This is a genomic window from Rhodococcus sp. EPR-157 (genome assembly GCF_001647195.1).
Taxonomy (GTDB): Bacteria; Actinomycetota; Actinomycetes; order Mycobacteriales; family Mycobacteriaceae; genus Rhodococcoides.
Genome location: NZ_LVCV01000520.1, coordinates 1 through 2888, shown reverse-complemented (window position 1 = coordinate 2888; position 2888 = coordinate 1). Strand labels below are relative to the sequence as shown.

Genomic DNA, 2888 nt, shown 5'->3' with positions numbered 1-2888 from the left:
TCTGCTTGGTCGTAGTCCGTTCCGAACACGGCATCGATGTCGCCGCGCGCAAGCGACTCCAGCGCAGCTCGGTCGAGTGTGCAGCGATCGGTACGGGCAAGTGGTTTGAATGCTCCCTCAGGCGCCACCGCGACGGGTGCGACCGTGAGCGCTCGCAGCGGTGCGGGCGCGGTACGAGCGGACCGGAGGATCGCGTGCTGGACGCGCGAGTAGGCATCGAGGTGTGCGCGGTGCGCGCCTGTGACGGCAGCCCTGATCTCGCGTAGCGGGTTCGGCCGTCCGGCAGCCGGCAGAAACGCCTTCGGGACGAACGCCGCCGGTGCGGATGACGCGGGAGTGGATGAAGTGGGGATAGATGTGGCGCCGACCGGGTCGAACGCCTCGCCGTCGAACGCGAGCACGCCCTCGCCGATGTCTCGTGTAGAGCCGTCGTTCATGATTGGGACCACTGCCTTACTGAGTCGCGGAACATGTCGGACAGATCAGGTGTCGTGACCACTGTCACGTCGGAAAACTTCTGAAGAACCACGCCGTCAGCCCCGATTGCGGTGGCGTCGATGGTTACGTCGGTAGAGCCCGCGCGCGGGTTGTCGACCACCACCGCCCAAGGCTCGCCCAACGGAAGCGCTGCGTAGTAGTCGATTCGGCCGATGCCGAGGGGTAGGCACGCCGAGTTCAGCAGCCGATGACCGAGTACCGGAGGCCCCTGCAGAATGACGTCCGCGAGTACGGGATTGTGCAGGACTCCGGCATACGCTCCGAGTTCGAGCGGCTCACCTCCGAGTTCGCATTCGAGCACCAGTTCGGTGTCCGAGTCCGCCAGAACTCGGCGCATCCCGTGCAGCAACGGCGCGTGGAATTGCCTGGCGTCGCGATACAACTCGTCGGCGGGCACTCCGGTACCGAAGCGAGGTGCATGGAGACGAGGAGCCTGCGCTGGATGCGCATCGAGATCCATCGTCGCAACGTAGTGGGAGACCGTCTTGACTTTGTCGCCGCCGGTGACGAACACCCGAACGGTGCGGTCGTCGTCGGGTGCGACCCGGATATCGATGGATTCGATCGGGTGGTCGAAGACGATTCCTTTGTGCACGTGGAAATCTCGGACTCCCGTGACGGTCCGGCCCGGGTATGCACGCTCGACGACGTTGATCATTGCGCCGAGACCGAAGGTCGCGGGAAGTACGGGGTGCGCGCCGATTCGGTGCGCCTGAACCAGCGGATTCGTCTCCAGCTGCGCGAGCCGCCTGGTGGCGACGAACGGTTCTCCCAGCGTCGGTGATCCTTCGGTCAGCGACGCGGCTTCTCCCACCAACACCACGACGTCGTCGCGGCGGTCGGGTGTGAACTGCTCGGCGAAGGCGCGAGCGCCGACAACGGGATCGAGCAAGGTAACACCGCGTCCGATGAAGTGCTCGCGCAACTCGGCCGTGACCATCCCGCCGTCCCAGGCGCCCCAATCGATCGCCGTCACGTGAAGATCGGGCCGGGAGGACACGTGAGCTGCAGCGAACCGGGTGAGCGCCTCGTTCGCAGCCGCGTAGTCCGATTGCCCGGAATTTCCGTACAGCCCAGCGACTGACGTGAACAACACGATCCTACGGAGCGGTGATGGCTCGGGGTTCGTCTCGAGCGCGGCCAACACGGCACCGAGTCCGGTGATCTTGGGGTCGAGAACTCGGGAGATGTCGGCGACCGTCTTGGCGCCGATCGCCGAATCGGCGAGCACACCCGCACCGTGCACCACGACGGTGATCTTGGATGCCAGCGGGCTCAGAGCCGCTCGCACCGCATCGACGTCGGTGACGTCGACCGCGATGTACTGTGCGCGATCGCCGAGTTCGTCGAGGTTCTCGGCGATTTCGCGGCCGGCCCGGACCGCTGCGCAGGCCCGTCCGACGTCGCGGGGTGTGGCCCCCGATCCGGCCATCGCCGTGAGTGCTGCCGACTGCAGACCCGCGTCGTTCACACCGTGTGCCCAGTCGGGTTCGGGGTCCGGGTCGGTGCGCCCGAGGAGAACGAACCGTGCGGCCGTGTGTCGGCCGAGTTCGCGTGCGCACAGCGCCGTCACACCCCGCGCGCCTCCGGTCACGAGAACCACGTCGGACTCGGTCAATTCGGTAACGCTCATGGTCGCGGCGGGATCGACAACCGAATGCGTCGACGACGCGCCGTGCAGGCTGGGCACGATCGTCCACCGGTCACCGTTGTCGTCGATCCCGACTTCCAGCGTGTCTGCCGCTGCGTCCGATATTTCGATCAGCAGTGTTTCCACGAGAGTGTCGGCACTGACGGCCGGATGAACGTCGATGCTGCGGCAGAACAGACCAAGCCGCTCGGCAGCAACCGTCTTCACGACACCACCGACGCCACCGATCAACGCGCACACCGGATCGACTGTTCCGGCGAAACCGAGCGCACCGTCGAGACGAGTCAAGGTCACCAATGCCGACCTGAGCCCGCCGGAACGTTCGAGGGACGAGTAGGCGTACTTGGCGGCGAGCAGAGTCGCCGAGAGCCGATGGCTTGCGACAGACCACTCACTCGACGCGCCTGCCACGACGAGAGCGAGCGTCACGTCGGCGTCGAACACTCCCGCAACGGTTCTCTCGATGTCGCTCGCGGTGCCGGTCAAGGGCACATGCTCGACGGACCAGCCGCGTGCGCTGAGTCCGCTCGTGAGGCCGGCCGCATCCGTGCCATCGTCCGTGAGGTCCAGAACTACTGCGGTAGCGCCGGTTACGAACAATCCTTCGATGCGGTCCACTGGCGGAAGCGCAGCAAGTTCGACAGTGTGCCGCGGCGAGGTCGCCGCGGCTTCAGCTTTTGGGTGGACATCACTCCCCGCGGCGAGAAGCTCGACGATCTGATCGAGGGTGCGCAACGTT

At 66.0% G+C, this 2888-nt stretch carries 1 protein-coding gene and 1 pseudogene; both read right to left on the bottom strand.

The window, feature by feature from the left end:
• Positions 1 to 437: pseudogene (locus tag A2J03_RS23545) on the bottom strand (hypothetical protein); the annotation flags it as partial.
• Positions 434 to 2888 (bottom strand): SDR family NAD(P)-dependent oxidoreductase (locus A2J03_RS23540; protein WP_156520553.1); only part of this gene is annotated, 2455 nt, incomplete at its 5' end. The gene A2J03_RS23540 and the pseudogene A2J03_RS23545, both read right to left, overlap by 4 nt.